Origin of the sequence: Stenotrophomonas maltophilia R551-3 (genome assembly GCF_000020665.1) — a bacterium.
GTDB lineage: Bacteria > Pseudomonadota > Gammaproteobacteria > Xanthomonadales > Xanthomonadaceae > Stenotrophomonas > Stenotrophomonas maltophilia_L.
Map to the genome: position 1 here is coordinate 4,337,650 of NC_011071.1, position 16,839 is coordinate 4,354,488.

Sequence of the window (16,839 nt, forward strand, 5' to 3'; positions counted from 1 at the left end):
GTCGATCAGCCGCCGTAGCTGCCGCTGGTGCTGCGGCGTGCGCTGGTGTTGCCGAAGCCACCACGGCTGGCGGTGACCGCACGGTTCGGCTCGCTGGTGACCGGGGCCAGGCCCGCCTTGCCCGCGCCGATGCCGCTGGCGGTGTTCAGGCCGCCGCTGCCGCCCGGGGCCGGACGCGCCCAACCGGCGCTCTTGTCCTGGTAGGCCGGCGCCGACGCCGGCGCCTGCGGAGCCAAGCCGCCGCGGTTGCTCAGCATCTGCGACATGAAGAAGCCCATCATCATCGGGCCGATGAACGAGGTACCGGCCGAGGTGTGCTGCTGCACGCACTGTTCCGGCTTGTAGTCCTTCTCGCAGGCTTCCTTGCTGGCGTACTTCGGCGCGGCATCGGCGGCCTGCTTCTGCGCTTCGGCGAAGGCATTGCGGCACGACGACGGATCGCCGGTGGCCTCGGTGCAGGCCTGGACCGAGGTGTACAGGCCTTCCTGCACCTTCACTTCCGGCTCCTTCTGGCAGGCGGTGAACAGCAGCGGTGCGGCACTCATCAGCAGCAGCGCGGTGGTGCGGGAACGTTTCATGGCCTCATGCCCTGTCGACGGATCAATGCCCCAATGATGCCAAATCCGGACCAGCAACCGGAATCGGCAAAGTCCGAAAGATGAACGGACTTTCATTTTCGTCGGGCATTGGGGTCAGAGCCCATCGCGCCGCGATGGGATCCGACCCCGGGCGGCGCACCGCTCTGGCAGGTGCCAACCTTGGTTGGCACACACCCCGCGATCCCACGGATAGCCCAGCTGTTGCTGTTGAGGTTGCCGGCCAGCGGCCGGCACTACCGCGGGTGCCGGGCGCAGCCCGGCCAGACCACCTCCGGTGGTTGCAGCAGCAACCGAAAAAATTGTCCATGATCAGGCGACCCCCACGTCGTACGGCCCGCCCGTTCCGCCAGCCATGCCCGAATACCGTTCCCGTACCTCCACCGCCGGCCGCAACATGGCCGGCGCCCGCGCCCTGTGGCGCGCCACCGGCATGAAGGACGGCGACTTCCACAAGCCGATCATCGCCATCGCCAACTCCTTCACCCAGTTCGTGCCCGGCCACGTGCACCTGAAGGACCTCGGCCAGCTGGTCGCCCGCGAGATCGAAAAAGTCGGCGGCGTCGCCAAGGAATTCAACACGATCGCCGTGGACGATGGCATCGCCATGGGTCACGACGGCATGCTGTATTCGCTGCCCAGCCGCGAAATCATCGCCGACTCGGTGGAGTACATGGCCAACGCGCACTGCGCCGATGCACTGGTGTGCATTTCCAACTGCGACAAGATCACCCCCGGCATGCTGATGGCTGCGCTGCGCCTCAACATCCCGGTGGTGTTCGTCTCCGGCGGGCCGATGGAAGCGGGCAAGACCAAGCTGTCCGAGCACAAGCTGGACCTGGTCGATGCGATGGTGATCGCCGCCGACGAAAGCGCCAGCGACGAAAAGGTGGCCGAGTTCGAGCGCAGTGCCTGCCCGACCTGCGGGTCGTGCTCGGGCATGTTCACCGCCAACTCGATGAACTGCCTGACCGAAGCACTGGGCCTGTCGTTGCCCGGCAACGGCTCCACGCTGGCCACCCACGCCGACCGCGAGCAACTGTTCCTGCGCGCCGGCCGACTGATCGTCGAGCTGTGCCACCGCTGGTATGGCGGCGAAGACCCGACTGCGCTGCCGCGTGGCATCGCCACCCAGGCCGCGTTCGCCAACGCAATGACCCTGGACATCGCCATGGGCGGGTCCACCAATACCATCCTGCACCTGCTGGCGGCCGCGCAGGAAGCGGAGGTGGACTTCGACCTGACCCATATCGACGCGTTGTCGCGGCGCGTACCGCAGCTGTGCAAGGTGGCGCCGAACACGCCCAAGTACCACATGGAAGACGTGCACCGCGCGGGCGGCGTGTACGGCATCCTCGGTGAACTGGCGCGCGGTGGACTGCTGGATACCGGTGTGCCGACCGTGCACAGCCGCAGCCTGGCCGATGCCATCGCACGCTGGGACGTGGCGGTCAGCAGCGACTCGAGCGTGCAGGACTTCTTCCGTGCCGGCCCGGCCGGCATCTCCACCCAGGTGGCCTTCAGCCAGGCCACACGCTGGCCGACGCTGGACGTGGACCGTGCCGAGGGCTGCATCCGCAGCGTCAAGCACGCCTATTCGGCCGAAGGCGGCCTGGCCGTGCTGCGCGGCAACCTGGCCGTGGATGGGTGCGTGGTGAAGACCGCCGGCGTGGACGAGTCGATCCATGTGTTCGAAGGCAACGCGCGCGTCTACGAAAGCCAGGACGCGGCCGTGGCCGGCATCCTCGCCGACGAGGTGAAGGCCGGCGACGTGGTGGTCATCCGCTACGAAGGCCCGAAGGGTGGCCCCGGCATGCAGGAAATGCTGTACCCGACCAGCTACCTGAAATCGAAGGGACTGGGCAAGCAGTGCGCACTGCTCACCGATGGCCGTTTCTCCGGCGGCACCTCGGGACTGTCGATCGGCCACGTCTCGCCGGAAGCCGCCAGCGGCGGCACGATCGGTCTGGTGGAAGATGGCGACCGCATCCGCATCGACATCCCGGCGCGCCGCATCGATCTGCTGCTGGATGAAGCCACGCTGGCCCAGCGCCGCGCCGACGCCGATGCCCGTGGCTGGAAGCCGCGCGCGCCGCGCCCGCGCAAGGTCACCAGCGCACTGAAGGCCTACGCGCTGCTCGCCACCAGCGCCGACAAGGGCGCCGTGCGCAACACCGCGCTGCTGGGCGATTGACCAAAAAGGGGACGGAGGGGATTAAGTCGTTTTTGCCACGAACGACTTAATCCCCTCCGTCCCCTTTCTACTCACAGCACAGCATTCAGGGCACCAGCAGTTCGCCACCCAGGCGGCGCTCGGCTTGCGCTGAATCGCGCAGGACGATTTCAAATGGCGGCGATCCAGCCACTGTGGGTCGCGATGATGGTCCAATCGCGCATGTGTCCTCACTTACGAGTCGTCGCGGCTGACGTGTGCCGGGCACTCACGCCCGCCAGTACATCCACCGAGGGATAGCGGAGGAACGAGGCATGAGCATCGCCGCGCGGTTCAAAGCGCAGCTCCGTGCCGCTCCAAGATTCGGGATTGCCTTCCAGAACCATGCCGTGCCTGTCCAGGAATGTGGCGCGAAGGAATGCATCCAGCGCTCCCTCACCGCCCTGGAGCAGGCAGTTGCGAAGCTGCTGATCTTCCACATCATCAATCGGGATGACCCAGTAGAGGCGGTCCTGGCTGACGTCCGAGAAATCGGCGTGGACACAGAAGGAGTAAAACAGGCGACCGTCGTCAGACAACACACCCTGTATCAAACCGTCGTAATACTCGGAAAGGAATTCCGTCTTCATCTGCCTGCTCCCAGCCTTCCTGGGTATGTTAGCCCGGCGGCCAGTGATCTGCCGGCCAGCGGCCGGCACTACCCATCCTGATCCGTTATGGTGTTCCAGGAAGTCACCAACACGGAGGTTGCGATGATGTTGCTTTCCTTTGCGCTGGCCGCTGCCATGGGCACGTCAGCCGAACCGCCCAAAGCCCCGGACTGCAGCTACGACCGCGATGCGATGCTGGCGATGGAACCGGATGCGTTCGATCAGGACATGGAAGGCGGCTGGCGCACGCTGGCCGACCGTGGCTGCCACCGCGAAGCCGCTGACCTTCTCGCCGTCTATGCTGCGTTGCCGAAGGCTGCGGGCAACTCCATGATTCTGTGGCATGAAGGCCAGATGCGTGCGGAGGCGGGCCAGTACCCGCAGGCGGTGGCGCTGATGCAGCGCACCTACAAGCCCACCGACACCGATCCCGGTTACTGGAACGCCTACGTGGACGGCACGATCGCGTTCCTGCAGCGCGATCGTGCGGCGCTGGAGAAAGCGCGTGCAAGGTTGATCGCGATTCCTGCGCCGGAGCAGATTGCCAGGGCGCTGAAGGATGGGCGCTATCACTTCACGACCGCCGGCGGGCAGAAGGTGGATGCGCCGTGGCCGCCGAACCTGGACGTGCTCGATGGCTTCCTGCGCTGCTTTGATCGCGATTACCACAATGCGATGGGCAACCAGTCCTGCCGGAATCCGGAGGGCGCTTGAGCGACAGAGTGCGTGGTGGAGTCAGAGCCCTTCCTGCGGAAGGGATCCGACCCTGTGTCAGCCGATCACACGCTTGAACGGCGGCAGTGCGTCGATGATGCGCTTGCCGTAGCGGCGGGTCAGCAGCCGCGAATCGAGGATGACCACGCGGCCGGTGTCGGTGGAGGTGCGGATCAAACGACCGGCGAACTGAGTCAGCGTGCGTAGTGCGTGCGGAATCGCGATCAGGTTGAAGGCGTTGAGCCCGCGCCCTTCGAACCACTCGCTGAGGGTGGCGGTCTGCGGGTCGGTCGGCACTGCGAACGGCACCTGGGTGATGACCACCGTGGTGCAGGCTTCGCCAGGCAGGTCGAGGCCTTCGCCGAACGAGTTCAGTCCGAACAGCACCGAGCCTTCGCCTGCCGCCACGCGGCGCAGATGCTCGTCGATCAGCCGGGTCTTGGACATCTCGCCCTGCACCAGCACCTGCTTGCGGCGCGCGGCCGACATCAGCCCGGCCACCTTCTCCATCTTCCAGCGCGAGGTGAACAACACCATCGAGCCCTTGGCCCAGTCCAGTTCGGTGTCGAGGTAGCGCGCCACTTCGCGCGGATGGCCTTCGCGGTCGTCCGGCGTGACCGGGAACTTCGGCACGATCAGCTCGGCCTGGTTGGGCAGGTCGAACGGCGATGACAGCGAGACCATCTCGGCCTCTTCGGGAATGCCGTTGTCGATCGCCAGCGACTGGAAATCGCCACCGCCGGTCAACGTCGCCGAGGTCATCACCACCGAATCCACTTCATCCCACAGCAGCTTGCGCAGCACGTGCGCGGCCGATACCGGCGAGCCGTGCAGCACCAGATCGCCGTCGCGGGTGGCGGTGACCCAGCGTGCCATCGGCGGCGCGCCGTCCTTGTCTTCGCGGCGCCACGCCTGCCACAGGTTGTACTGCTGCTCGATCATTTCCAGCGCCATGCCCAGGTTGCGCTGCAGGCGCTCGCGCGCGGCATCGCCCTGCTTGCCCTTGGCCACCTGCGCGGTGGCGGCATGCGCCCAGTTGTAGAGGCTGCGGGTGTCGTCGGCCAGCGCTTCGATCGGCTCGCGCCAGGCCTCGGGCAGGCGGCCGTTGGCCGCGCGCCACATCGGCTCTTCATCGGCCGGTGCCGGCATCCACACCCGTTCGATGTGGTCGCGGAACGCACGCAGCTGCTTGGCCACGTTGCTGGCCACGTCGATCGCTTCGTTGGGCAGCAGGTTGCCCAGGCGATCCTTGTCGACCGCGCGGTAGGCACCGGCAATCAGGATCTGCAGGCGGCCTGTGCGCTTGGCCATCTCGTCCAGCGCCAGGCTGGCCGCGCCCTGGTCGATCGCCACGTTGCCGATGTGATGGCCTTCGTCCAGCACCAGCAGCATGTCCGACGGCGGTGCGATCAACGGCTGGCCGTTGTCGCTGTCGCCGATCGACAGCGCCGACAGCAGCAGCGCGTGGTTGGTGACCACGATCTGTGCGTCACGCACCGTATTGCGCGAACGCAGCACCGCGCACTGCGCCGAATAGGCACAGCGGCGCCCGGCACAGCCCGAGGCCGGCGTGGTGATGCGGCTGCGCAGGCCGGGACTGATGGTCTCCGGCGCGTTGTCGATGTCGCCATCCCAGCTGCCGCCGGTGAAGGCATCGGTCAGGCGCTTGGCGATGTCCATCTCGATCGGCGCCAGCGGCCGGTCGAACAAGGGCGCGTCATCCTCGAACATGCCGCCCTGGGAACCCTCGCCCTGCGCTTCGGCAGCGTTGCGCGTGCACAGGTAGCGGGTACGGCCCTTGGCCAGCGCGACGGTCGCTTCCAGGCCGGTGGCTTTCAGGAAATTCGGAATGTCGCGCTCGACCAGCTGCGACTGCAGCGCCACGGTACCGGTGCTGATCACCAGCTTCTTCTTGCTGGCCAGCGCGATCGGTACACCTGCGGTGAGGTAGCCCAGGCTCTTGCCAACGCCGGTGGGCGCTTCGACCACGCCGACGCCACCGCTTTTCGACAGCGCACGCGACACCACGCCGATCATCTGGCTCTGCGAGCGGCGGGTGGAGAAGCCGGGCGTATTGGCCTGCAGCGTCGTGTACGCCTTGCGGATCGCGTCCTTCAAGGGGTCATCGAGCGTGCGCGGAGCGGCGACGGTTTCGGTCACGCCGGGAAGTACCGTGGCTGGATCGGGCCGGTCATTGTCGCATGGCCGGCCGCGTTCACCGTCGCTGGCACCCTGAACGGGCCAGCGACGACGCCAGACGGCGGTCACGGTCCGATGGCCGGACCGCTCATGGGCCAGATACGCCGGGCATGGCCCGGCGCGACCGGTCAGGACGCCGGGATCGTGCGGGTACGCAGCAGGCGCACCAGCGCCCACACCAGCAGCACCACGCCGATGGCCTCGACCATCGCCAGCGCGAAGTGCAGCACGCCAAGGATGGCACTCATGCCCGAGATGGCGTCGAAGTTGCCGCTGTTGATCAACCACATCGGCAGGATGCCGGCGGCCATGCCGCCGAGGCTGGACAGCAGCAACAGCACCAGACCGACCAGGGCGCCGGTGCGGGTGGCATCACGCGGTGCGCCGACCACCCAGACCAGGCCCACGCACAGTGCGATCAGCACCGGCAGGCGCACGCCCACGATGCTCAGCACCGTCACCATCAGGGTCGTGTTGTCCATCGATCAGTCCTCGCCGGCAAGCACGGCGGCACCTTGCCGCAGCGTCTGGTAGACCTCGTCGGTCTGCGGACGTACACCGTGCCACTGCAGGAAGCTCTCGGCGGCCTGCTCGACCAGCATGCCCAGGCCATCCACGGTATTGCGGCAGTTCGCTGCGCGCGCCCAGGCCAGGAAGGCGATGGCGGCCTCGCCGTAGTTCAGGTCGACGGCGGTGGTCATCGAGTTGACCAGCGACAGCGGCAGCTTGAACTCGACGTCGCGGTCGCGGCCGGCCGAGGTGGCGTTGACGATCAGCTCGAAGTCGCCCAGCTCGCGCAGGTCTTCCCAGTAGCGGCTGATCGCGCGGCCCGGCTCGCCCATGGCATCGATCAGTTCATCGGCGCGTTCCGGCGTGCGGTTGACCACCACCAGTTCGGTGATTCCAGCATCGAGGAAGGCCGGAGCGACGCTGCGCGCGGAGCCACCGGCACCGATCAGCAGCATGCGGCGGCCACGCAGGTCCAGGCCGTGGCGGTCGGTCAGGTCGCGCACCAGGCCGATGCCGTCGGTGGTGTCACCGTGCCAGCGGTCGCCCTTGCGCAGCAGCGTGTTGACCGAACCGGCGCGGCGCGCACGTGCAGTCAGCGTGGTGCACACCGAGAACGCGGCTTCCTTGTGCGGCGAGGTGACGTTGGCGCCGACACCGCCGTCGGCGGCGAACGCCTCCAGGCCGGCCAGGAACGCATCCGGGGCCAGGTCGATCGCGCGGTAATCCACCGCGATGCCTTCCTGGCGACCGAACGTCGCGTGGATCTGCGGCGACTTCGAGTGGGCAACGGGGTGTCCGAAGACGGCGTAACGGTCGGTCATGGAATCCTCAAGCTGGCTAGACTGGTGCTCTTTCGTGCACGGACCCGGATGATGCGCATCACCCCGCCCCTGCTGGTGCTTGCCGCCAGTCTACTCTCTGCCCCCGTGGCGATGGCGTTGAACGAGTACGGCATCGAAGGCATGGGCGTGGTCTCGACCCGCGCCGACGAGGGCCGCGCCACGATCAGTGCCGATGGCCAGCGCATCGTCTTCGCCCGCCGTGGCGAAGCTGGCTGGAGCCTGTGGGAGGCGCGCGTGGTGGCCGGCCGCTGGCAGCAGGCGCAGGCCTTGCCGGTAGGCGTGGCCGGTGAGGCCCGTGATCCCTACTTCAGCCGCGACGGCCGCTGGCTGCTGTTCGCGGCCGGCCGCGAGGGCAAGCTGGCGCTGTATCGGGCCGCTCTCGCCACCGATGGCCGACTGGGTACCGCGCAGCTGCTGGCGGGCGACGCGGGCCGCCGGGAAGAGCGTGGGCCGGCCCTGAGCGCGGATGGCAGGCAGCTGTTGTTTGCCCGCCAGCAGGGCCGTGGCGCCGGCTGGGACCTGTTCGTGGCGACGCTGGATGCGCAGGGACTGCGTGGCCCGGCCAGCGCACTGAGCGCGTTGAACAGCGCCGACGACGAGACCGACGGCGACTGGCTGGGGCATGACGGCGCCGTGGTGTTCAGCCGCGGCAACGGCACGACCACGCAGGTGTGGAGCAGCGGCTGCGCGTGGAGCGGCGTGGCGCTGCAGCCGCTGGGTCTATCGTTCAACCAGGCCGGCGGCTGGACCGGCGCGCCGATGATCGACAACGCCAAGCCCGGCGAGATGATGGTCGCCAGCAGTGCGGCGAAGGCACCGCGTGCCGGGGGCGTGGATGTGTACCGGTTGGCCGTGCCGAAGGTGGCGGCGGTGGCCGGGTGCCTACCAGGCGCACGGTGACGGCGAACGCCAACCAAGGTTGGCACCCACCCGTCAGCGCGACAACACCTTGGCGCGCTGCTGTTCGTACTCCACCTCGCTCAGCTGGCCGTTGTCCTTGCGCTGGTTAAGCGCGGCCAGTTCGGCCTGCACGCTGTCCGGCAGGGCCTGTTCACGGGCGACATGGCGGGCGGCGGAGAGCTGCTCCGGCGGGCGCTTGCCGGCCCACCAGGCAGCGATGAAGACACCGACGATGATGGCGCCGAACACCAGCGTACCGATGCCCCAGATCAGCCATTGCATCCATCCCAGTTCGGGGCCCATCGCGTAATCCTCCGTCTATCGTGGCGCTATTGTCAGCGCTCGCGCAGCCATCGCGCCACCTGCGGCGCGAAATAGGTCAGCACGCCATCGGCGCCGGCCCGCTTGAAGCCCAGCAGCGACTCCAGCACGCAGGCGCGCTCGTCCAGCCAGCCATTGGCGAAGGCGGCTTTCATCATCGCGTACTCGCCGCTCACCTGGTAGGCGAAGGTCGGCACGCCGAACGTTTCCTTCACCCGGCGCACCAGGTCCAGGTACGGCATGCCCGGCTTGACCATCACCATGTCGGCACCCTCTTCCAGGTCCAGCGCGATCTCGCGCAGGGCCTCGTCGCCGTTGGCCGGATCCATCTGGTAGGTCTTCTTGTCGGCCTTGCCGAGGCTGGCCGCACTGCCCACCGCATCGCGGAACGGGCCGTAGAACGCCGAGGCGTACTTGGCCGAGTAGGCCATGATGCGCACGTTGATGTGGTTGTCGGCATCCAGCGCACGACGGATCGCGCCGATGCGGCCGTCCATCATGTCCGAGGGCGAAACGATGTCGACACCGGCTTCGGCGTGCGATACCGACTGCTTGACCAGCGCCTCGACGGTGATGTCGTTCAGCACATAGCCCTTGTCGTCGATGATGCCGTCCTGGCCGTGGGTGGTGTACGGGTCCAGCGCCACGTCGGTCATCACTCCCAGTTCCGGGAAGCGCGACTTCAGCGCGCGGATCGCACGCTGCGCCAGGCCGTCCTCGGCCCACGCCGCCGACGCGTCCAGCGACTTCAGCGACGGGTCGATCACCGGGAACAGGTCGATCACCGGAATGCCCAGCTCCAGCGCCTCTTCGGCCACCTTCAGCAGTTCTTCGATGGACAGACGCTCCACGCCCGGCATCGACGGTACTGCGGTGCGGCCGGCGAGTTCGTGCACGAACACCGGGTAGATCAGGTCGTCGGTGGTCAGCGTGTTCTCGCGCATCAGGCGGCGCGAGAACTCGTCATGGCGCATGCGGCGCGGGCGGTAAAGCGGATGAGACATGGCAGGCTCCGAGGAGTGGCTATTGCAACAGGTAGCCCTGCGGCAGCAGGGGTTCGGGCAAGGGGCGTTCGCCGAGCGCGTCGAGCTGGTCGATCTCGATCGTGCGCACCAGCGCGTCCAGCGGCAGGTCGTTCGGCTCCAGGCCGAACGGGTCTTCCATTTCTTCGCCCAGCTGGTCCAGGCCGAAGAAGGCATAGGCCAACACCGCCGACAGCACCGGCGTGCCCCAGCCCAGCGAACTGGCCAGGCCGAACGGCAGCAGCACGCAGAACATCCACGCACAGCGGTGCAGCAGCAGGGTGTAAGCGAACGGCAGCGGCGTGGTGAGAATGCGCTCGCAACCGGCCTGGATCGACGACATCGCGTGCAGGCGTTCTTCCAGCTGGGTGTAGAGGATCGGGTCCAGCTCACCGCTGCGCAGTGCCTGTGCCAGTTCGGCGGCGATCATCGACAACAGCGCGTCGGGCACGTTCTCGCGCTGGCCCAGCTGTTCGCGCTGGCGCTTGTCCAGCCACGGCAGCGCTACCAGGGCGACGATACGCCCGCGCAGGCGACCGGCCAGGGCATGGGCGAAGGCGGTGGTGAGGTAGGCGATGCGGCGACGACGGCCGGTGTCATCGGCCAGCAGCAGGTTCACCTGGCGGGCCAGCGATCGCGATTCGTAGACCAGCTGGCCCCACAGCTTGCGGCCCTCCCACCAGCGCTCGTAGCAGGCGCTGTTGCGGAAGCTGAGGAAGATCGACAGCACCAGGCCAAGCAGGGTGAACGGCGTGACCGAGACGCGCTCGATGCCGGTCGGCGGTGCCAGTTCCACCACAGCGGCCACGGCGATGGACAGGATCAGGATGGCCAGCACCTTCGGCGCGATCGCTTTGACGATCGAGCCGCGCAGGATATACAGCAGTTGCCAGCCGTGGGGACGGGGTCGGATGATCATGGGGCAGCCGCGCCGGGCGCGGATTCACAGGCACGCGGGGGGCTCGCGCAGCCATTCATTGTACGCCCCTGCCCGGCCACGGGCCGTGCGCCTGCGACGCCCTGTCGCACCCCGGCCCGGGATCAGACCACGCCGCCGCCCAGGCCCAGGCGCAGGATGCCAACCACCACCACGATGCCGTTCAGCACCAGCCCGGCCCAGGCCCGGCCACGCTTGGTCGGGTGGGTGAACAGGATGCCCAGCGCGGCGATCACCGCGCCGACGGCGGCAAACGGGATCAGGAACCAGTTGCCCCAGCCCAGCAGCGGAATCAGCGCCAGGATCATCCACAACAGCGCCAGTACGCCCCACAACAGACTGATCACACCCATGCCGCTCTCCCGCAGTTGGTTCCTGCCCCAACCATAGACGTTCCCGCTGTCGCCGCCTACTGCCATTGGCAGGGCTGTCACCCGCACCATGCTAGCGTGCTGCCGTGCGTGCCCTGGCCCGGGTGTTGGCGCCGATTCAGAGTGGCCCGCCGATGATCGCAACCAGTCCTACAGGGGTCGTGCCATGAACATCCGTTGGGCCGCGTTGGCGGCCATCCTGCTGGTCGCCGCTGGCTGCGCCAGCACCTCCAAGGTGATGCTGGGCCGCGCCCGCGCACCGATCGATCCGGCGCTGGTGCAGATCTATTCGACGCCACCGGCCGGCTCGCAGGAAATCGCACAGCTGGAATCAGCGTCTGCGGTGGGCTTCGGCACCCAGGGCCAGACCGATGCCGCCGTGGCCCGCCTGAAACGTGAGGCTGCGGCGCTGGGCGCCAACGGTGTCGTGTTGATGGGCGTGGGCAGCAGCGGTTCGCCGGTGGGCATGTCGGTCGGCGCCGGCACGTTCGGCTCGCATGTCGGCGGAGGCGTCGGCATCGGCATTCCGACCACGCAGAAGCGCGCCGCCGGCGTCGCGATCTGGGTGCCGAATCCGGCACCGCCCGCGCGATTGCCGACACAGGTGATCACACCGCAGCGTTGACGCAGCAGCGTCAACGCGGGTAGCGCCGGGCCATGCCCGGCGAGCGCAGCGGAAAAAACCAGATGTCGCCGGGCATGGCCCGGCGCTACCGTTATTTTTTCTGGTACTTCGGCACGAACACCTTGTTCACCGCGTCGGCCAGCTGGTCCGGCGGCAGCAGGCCCTGGTCGAGCAGGAAGTTGTTGAACGCCAGGCGGTCGAACTTCGCGCCCAGTGCCAGCTCGGTCTGCATGCGCAGTTCCAGGATGCGGGTGTAGCCGTAGAAGTAGCTTCCGGCCTGGCCCGGCATGCGCACCATGTAGCGGTCCAGCTCCTGGGTGGCCATCGCCTTGGACAGGCCGACCTGCTCCATCAGCACGCGCTCGCCATTGGCACGATCGGTCAGACCAAGGTTGAGCATCGGGTCGAGCATCGCGCGCGCGGCACGCAGCAGGCGGAACTGCAGGGCGATCATCTGACCGTCCAGCGGCTCGTACGGCACCATCTCGGCTTCGGCGTACAGCGCCCAGCCTTCCACGTTCACCGAATTGAACGCGAACATGGTGCGCGCCAGCGAGATGCCGCGCTCGACCATCGCGGTGAACTGCAGTTCGTGGCCGGGACGGCCTTCATGCGCGCTCAGCGTCCACGCCGCCGCACCGAAGTTGAAGTCGTCGTACTGCGCACCCGGACCGGCGGCCGGATTGCCCAGCGGCAGCACGAAGGTGCCCTGCTGCCCGGTGTTGTTGACCAGCGGCGCCGGCAGGAAGTGCGGCGCCGGGCTGGCGGCGCTCTCGGCGGCCGAACCCAGGCGCATCTGCATGGCGCGCTTGGGCACGTCGACGATGGCGTGCTCACGGATCAACGGATCGATCGCGTCGATCACCTTGCGGTAGTGGCCTTCCAGATGATCGTCGGCGATCTTGTCGGCCTTCAGCGCGCGGATCACCGCCACCGGGTCGCTCGGGTCGGCTACCTTCAGGCCCTTGTCCTTCACCACCAGCGGCGCCAGCTGCTGCATCGCCGAGCGGGTTTCCATGAATTCCAGCTGCGCGCGCTGCATCAGCAGCTTCGGGTCGATGTCGATGCCGACCTGCTTGAGCTGGTACGCGTACAACGGTGCCGGCAGGCGTGCATCGGTACGCGCCTTCGGCAGCACCTCCTTGCGGGTCCAGTCAGCGTAGTCCTTCATCTGCCCGGCCAGGGTCTTCATCGCCTCGTCGGCACCGGCGATCTGGTACTTCTTCAGCAGCGACTCGATGCCGGTGATGTAGGTCTCGACGTTGTCCAGCGACTGCTGCACTTCGATCTTCGTCGGCTGCAGCAGGCTGCTGTCCTTCAAGTGCTCTTCATAGCGCTGGCGCGCCAGCGTGGTGAACGCGGTGCCGCCGGGCTGCAGGCCGGCATAGGCCTTGAGGCGGTCGATCGCCTTGGCCCGGCGCTCGGCCGGCACCTGGTCGGACAGCAGCAGGTTGAGGCCGCTGAACACCGTCTGCGGCGCGTCGCTCCAGGGCAGCAGGTACTTCTCGTTGAGCTCGCTGCCTTCGATGTTCTGGCTGGCGGCGTGGATCATGATCTCCAGGTCCTGGCGGACATTGGGATCCTTCTCGGTGGCCAGCTTCGCCTTCAGATCGTCACGCGCCTTGGCCATCGCGGCGCGATAGCGCTTGCTGTTGTCCGGGCCAAGATCGGCCACCTTGTCGTCGTAGCCAGGCACGCCGAAGAAGCCGGTTTCCTCCGGCTGGAACGGTCCCTGCGCATCAAGCAGGATCTGCGCCAGCGCATTGCTGCGGGCGACCCAGGCGGGGCTGGCCGGGGTGGCGGCCTTGGCGGCGGGTGCCGCCAGCGCCGGCGGTGCGGACAGCAGCGGGGCGGCAGTCAGGGCCAGGGCAACGGCCAACGCGATCGGCTTCATGGGACACTCCAGCAAAGGGTTGCCCGCAAGTTACGCGCTCAGGGCGGCGGCGACAATCGGCGGGAGGTCACGGCGCGGCTGATGGGTAGAGTCGACTGTCAGTCGACTATCGCGCGCAGCGCGGGGTTTTCAGGCGTCTTGTGGAGAGCAGTCGACTAACAGTCGACTCTACATGGTCGCCCTTACCCGGTCGCGTGACCGAAGGTCACAGCACGGCAGTGAGTGGGCAGTCGCCACGCTCGCGGCAGGCCTGCAGTTCGCACTCCTGTGCGGCCTCGTCGTCATCAAGCGCGGTCAGGTCGAAGGTCTGCTTGTCTTCCCCCAGCACGTACATCACCGGGTAATCCCATACGTCATCGCTGCGGGTGCCCTTCACGAACAACCGACCATGCGCATGCGGTCCTTCAAGGGCCACGGTCAGGCCAACATCACGCTGGCCGTTGATCGCGGTCTGCATGCTGCCCAGTGGCATCGATCCGGTGCGCAGCGGCTCGCCGAAGGCTTCCACCAGTTCGATGCTGCAACCGGCGCGGCGCAGTGCTTCGCGCATCGGTGGGCTCTCGCGTGCCGCCTCGCTCCAGCGCAGCACGCTCCAGGTCACCACGCCCCCCACCGCGCCCAGCACCAGCACCACCGTCAACGGCATCGCCCAGCGCCAGTGTCGGCACCACCAGCTGGCAGGCCTCTGGCCATGGGCGGGAATCGGCGGTGGCAGGGTCATCGGCGGGCTCCTTCCCGGCTGGCAATCAAGGCTTCAGGCAACGTCCCAGGAAGGCTTCGGCGACGCGGTAGCGATGCAGCGCATCGGCACCGGACAGGCCATGCTTGGCGCCCGGATAGGTCATCAGTTCGAACGGCTGTGCACGCTTCTGCAGCGCACTCATCAGGCTGGTCGAGTTGGTGAACAGTACGTTGTCATCGGCCATGCCGTGGATCAGCAGCAGCGGCGAGCGCAGGCCTTCGATATGGGTCAGCACGCGCGCTTCGCGGTAACCCGCTTCGTTGCGCGCCGGCAGGTCCATGTAGCGTTCGGTGTAGTGGCTGTCGTACAGGCCCCAGTCGGTCACCGGCGCACCGGCCACGCCACAGGCGTACTGGTTCGAGGCCTTGGCCAGCAGCATCAGGGTCATGTAGCCACCGTTGGACCAACCCTGCACGCCGATGCGCGCCGGGTCCACCCACGATTGCTGCTTCAGCCAGGTCACGCCGCGCAGCTGGTCGGTCACTTCCACCGTGCCCTGCTTGCCGTACAACGCGCCCCCGAAGTCACGGCCACGGCGCGGGGTGCCGCGGTTGTCCAGCGAGAACACCACGTAGCCCTGCTGGGCCAGGTACTGGTTGAACAGGTGGTCACCACGGCCGGGCCAGCTGTCGGTGACGGTCTGGCTGGCCGGGCCACCGTAGACGTACACCGCCACCGGGTAGCGCTTGTTCGGATCGAAGCCGGCCGGCTTGATCAGGCTGTAGTTGAGCGGGGTCTTGCCGTCGGCCGCGGTCAGCGTGCCGAACTCGATCGGGCGCTGTGCATCGCGGTAACGCGCATAGGGATGCTTCGGGTCCGCCAGATCGTTCTCGAGCAGGGTGGCTATCTTCTCGCCATTGGCGCGGAACAGCTCGATCTGCGGCGGCGTGGTGCTGTTGGACCAGCTGTCGACATAGACGCTGGCATTGCGGGCGAAGCTGGCGCTGTGCATGCCCGGCGCCTTGGACAGGCGCTGCGGCTCACCGCCCTGCAGCGACACCGCATAGATCTGGCTTTCGCGCGAGGTCTCGATGCCGGCGCGGAAGTAGGCCTTGCCGGCCTTCTCATCGACCGCCAGCAGTTCGTCCACCGGCCAGTTGCCGTGGGTCAGCGCAGTGGCCTTGCCCTTGCTGTCGATGCGGTACAGATGCTGGAAACCGGTGCGCTCGGACGACCACAGCACGCTGCCGTCATCGAGGAAACGCAGGCTGTTGTGCAGCGGCACCCAGGTCGGGCTGGTCTCGTGGGCGAGCACGCGCTGGCGGTTGGAATCGAGCGCCACTTCCACCAGGTCCAGCTGCCTCTGGTCGCGCGACTGGCGCTGGAAGCTCAGGTGCTGCGCATCGCGCCAATCGACACGAGCCAGATAGATGTCCTGTTCCTTGCCCAGGTCGACCCAGCGCGGCTGCGCATCGGCGGCCGGTGCGATCACGCCCAGCTGCACGCGCACGTTGGCGTCGCCCGCGGCCGGGTAACGCTGCTCGATCACGTCGGTGCGGTCGGCGTAGACCTCGTAGCGCTTCTGCACCGGCACCGGTGCCTCGTCGATGCGGGCGAAGGCGATGGCCGAATCGTCCGGCGCCCACCAGTAACCGGTGTGGCGGTCCATCTCCTCGTCGGCGACGAACTCGGCCACGCCGTTGCCGATGGTGGTGCTGCCGTCGCGGGTCAGCTGCAGCTGCTTGCCACTGGCCAGGTCGATCACCCACAGGTTGCGGCCGCGGATGAAGCTGACGAAACCGCCCTTGGGCGACAGCTTGGCGTCGGTGGCGAAACCTTCACCGTGGGTCAGCTGACGTACCGCCGCCTGGCCCTGCTGCTTGAGGTCGTACAGGTACAGCTCGCCGCCGAGCGGAAACAGCAGGCGCTGCGCGTCGGGCGACCACTGGTAATCGACGATGCCGGTCATCGCGGCGATGCGCTGGCGCTCGCGGCGGGCCTTTTCCTCGTCGCTGAGGGTCTCGGTGCCGGGCAACACCACCTTCGAATCCACCAGCAGGCGGGTCTGGCCGCTGCCGATGTCGTAGGTCCACAGGTCCAGCTGGTTGCGGTCGCTGTCCTTGCCGCGCAGGAAGCTGACCTGCGAACCGTCGGGAGCGACCTTCGGCTTCATCAGGGTCGGGCCGGACAACGGCAGCGGGCCGGTGATGGCTTCCAGGGTCAGCTTTTCAGCGTGGGCGGCAGTACTGGTGGCGAGCATGAGGGCGAGCGAAGCGAACAGGTGGCGCATGAAGGGTCCCGGCAAACGGCAGGTCCGCCCCCGGTGGGTGCAGGGCGGTCGTCCCCCATCCTAACCAAGCCCGTGCGGGAAGACAGCATGACCTTCTGCCCATGCTGCGGTGC

At 67.5% G+C, this 16,839-nt stretch carries 16 protein-coding genes; 4 read left to right on the top strand and 12 right to left on the bottom strand.

Translation table 11 applies throughout. The annotated features are described in order from the left end of the window. Window positions 1-5: 5 nt before the first annotated feature. The gene (locus tag SMAL_RS19555) at window positions 6-578 is read right to left on the bottom strand and encodes a DUF1190 domain-containing protein (protein WP_012512418.1); all 573 of its coding nucleotides are present in this window, start codon (window positions 576-578) and stop codon (window positions 6-8) included. Between the two features lie 373 nt (window positions 579-951). On the opposite strand from SMAL_RS19555, the gene ilvD reads away from it, so the two are divergent. Then, complete coding sequence (ilvD, locus tag SMAL_RS19560; protein ID WP_012512419.1) at window positions 952-2,790, top strand: dihydroxy-acid dehydratase; 1,839 nt, start codon at window positions 952-954, stop codon at window positions 2,788-2,790. Window positions 2,791-2,999: 209 nt separating this feature from the next. Here the strand turns inward: ilvD and SMAL_RS19565 are convergent, their stop codons facing one another. After that, window positions 3,000-3,398 carry a hypothetical protein gene (locus tag SMAL_RS19565; RefSeq protein ID WP_012512420.1) on the bottom strand — a complete coding sequence of 133 codons (399 nt, stop codon included), beginning with the start codon at window positions 3,396-3,398 and terminating at the stop codon, window positions 3,000-3,002. A gap of 123 nt (window positions 3,399-3,521) precedes the next feature. On the opposite strand from SMAL_RS19565, the gene SMAL_RS19570 reads away from it, so the two are divergent. Next, window positions 3,522-4,133 (top strand): hypothetical protein, encoded by a 612-nt coding sequence (locus SMAL_RS19570; RefSeq protein ID WP_012512421.1) that lies wholly within the window; start codon window positions 3,522-3,524, stop codon window positions 4,131-4,133. 57 nt (window positions 4,134-4,190) lie between these two features. On the opposite strand, the gene dinG is transcribed toward SMAL_RS19570, so the two are convergent. From dinG to aroE, 3 genes are all read right to left on the bottom strand, one after another. After that, window positions 4,191-6,293, bottom strand: a complete 2,103-nt coding sequence (gene dinG, locus SMAL_RS19575) for an ATP-dependent DNA helicase DinG (RefSeq protein ID WP_012512422.1) — start codon at window positions 6,291-6,293, stop codon at window positions 4,191-4,193. 167 nt (window positions 6,294-6,460) lie between these two features. After that, the gene (locus SMAL_RS19580) at window positions 6,461-6,814 is read right to left on the bottom strand and encodes a hypothetical protein (RefSeq protein WP_006400655.1); all 354 of its coding nucleotides are present in this window, start codon (window positions 6,812-6,814) and stop codon (window positions 6,461-6,463) included. Window positions 6,815-6,817: 3 nt separating this feature from the next. After that, window positions 6,818-7,663 carry a shikimate dehydrogenase gene (gene aroE, locus SMAL_RS19585; protein ID WP_006400656.1) on the bottom strand — a complete coding sequence of 282 codons (846 nt, stop codon included), beginning with the start codon at window positions 7,661-7,663 and terminating at the stop codon, window positions 6,818-6,820. 48 nt (window positions 7,664-7,711) lie between these two features. Between aroE and SMAL_RS19590 the strand changes: the two genes are divergently transcribed. Continuing rightward, window positions 7,712-8,584, top strand: coding sequence for a TolB family protein (locus tag SMAL_RS19590; RefSeq protein WP_012512423.1), 873 nt, complete (start codon window positions 7,712-7,714; stop codon window positions 8,582-8,584). A 33-nt stretch (window positions 8,585-8,617) separates the two neighbouring features. Here the strand turns inward: SMAL_RS19590 and SMAL_RS19595 are convergent, their stop codons facing one another. The 4 genes from SMAL_RS19595 to SMAL_RS19610 all read right to left on the bottom strand — a co-directional run bounded on the left by SMAL_RS19595 (window position 8,618) and on the right by SMAL_RS19610 (window position 11,217). Next, a complete protein-coding gene (locus tag SMAL_RS19595) occupies window positions 8,618-8,887 on the bottom strand; it encodes a hypothetical protein (protein ID WP_012512424.1) in 270 nt (89 codons plus the stop codon). Between the two features lie 32 nt (window positions 8,888-8,919). Next, entirely contained in the window at window positions 8,920-9,909 is a 990-nt protein-coding gene (gene hemB / locus SMAL_RS19600) for a porphobilinogen synthase (RefSeq protein WP_006400669.1), read from the bottom strand. A 19-nt stretch (window positions 9,910-9,928) separates the two neighbouring features. Beyond that, the gene (locus SMAL_RS19605; RefSeq protein ID WP_012512425.1) at window positions 9,929-10,846 is read right to left on the bottom strand and encodes a bestrophin family protein; all 918 of its coding nucleotides are present in this window, start codon (window positions 10,844-10,846) and stop codon (window positions 9,929-9,931) included. A 122-nt stretch (window positions 10,847-10,968) separates the two neighbouring features. After that, entirely contained in the window at window positions 10,969-11,217 is a 249-nt protein-coding gene (locus SMAL_RS19610) for a hypothetical protein (protein ID WP_012512426.1), read from the bottom strand. A gap of 184 nt (window positions 11,218-11,401) precedes the next feature. Between SMAL_RS19610 and SMAL_RS19615 the strand changes: the two genes are divergently transcribed. Further along, window positions 11,402-11,860, top strand: a complete 459-nt coding sequence (locus tag SMAL_RS19615) for a hypothetical protein (protein WP_010482223.1) — start codon at window positions 11,402-11,404, stop codon at window positions 11,858-11,860. A 91-nt stretch (window positions 11,861-11,951) separates the two neighbouring features. Here the strand turns inward: SMAL_RS19615 and SMAL_RS19620 are convergent, their stop codons facing one another. From SMAL_RS19620 to SMAL_RS19630, 3 genes are all read right to left on the bottom strand, one after another. Then, window positions 11,952-13,754 (bottom strand): DUF885 domain-containing protein, encoded by a 1,803-nt coding sequence (locus SMAL_RS19620; RefSeq protein WP_012512427.1) that lies wholly within the window; start codon window positions 13,752-13,754, stop codon window positions 11,952-11,954. Window positions 13,755-13,959: 205 nt separating this feature from the next. After that, window positions 13,960-14,475, bottom strand: a complete 516-nt coding sequence (locus SMAL_RS19625) for a cytochrome c oxidase assembly factor Coa1 family protein (RefSeq protein ID WP_006400851.1) — start codon at window positions 14,473-14,475, stop codon at window positions 13,960-13,962. 25 nt (window positions 14,476-14,500) lie between these two features. Next, window positions 14,501-16,726 carry a S9 family peptidase gene (locus SMAL_RS19630; RefSeq protein WP_006400853.1) on the bottom strand — a complete coding sequence of 742 codons (2,226 nt, stop codon included), beginning with the start codon at window positions 16,724-16,726 and terminating at the stop codon, window positions 14,501-14,503. Window positions 16,727-16,839: the final 113 nt, after the last annotated feature.